This window comes from Mycobacterium angelicum (genome assembly GCF_002086155.1).
Lineage (GTDB): Bacteria > Actinomycetota > Actinomycetes > Mycobacteriales > Mycobacteriaceae > Mycobacterium > Mycobacterium angelicum.
Genome location: NZ_MVHE01000433.1, coordinates 1 through 247, shown reverse-complemented (window position 1 = coordinate 247; position 247 = coordinate 1). Strand labels below are relative to the sequence as shown.

The window sequence follows — 247 nt, the reverse complement described above, 5'->3', positions numbered from 1 at the left end:
GTCATGGCCTGGGACAACCCGCCGGTGCCGCCGACCCCCCCGTCACCGCTGATCACCCCGCCGGCGCCGCCGACACCGCCGGTGCCGCCGGCACCGGCGGTGACGCTCGTCGAAGCTCCACCGACCCCGCCCGCGCCGCCGGCGCCGAACAGCCCGGCATGCCCGCCGGTGCCGCCGACACCACCTGTGGTGGTCAGTGACAGCCCGCCGGCGCCGCCAGCCCCGCCGGCGCCGAACAGCATGCCGC

The 247-nt window shown here is 79.4% G+C and carries 1 protein-coding gene; it reads right to left on the bottom strand.

The features are described from left to right. Positions 1 to 247: hypothetical protein (locus BST12_RS32765; RefSeq protein ID WP_211281451.1), on the bottom strand; the 247-nt coding region annotated here is incomplete at both ends.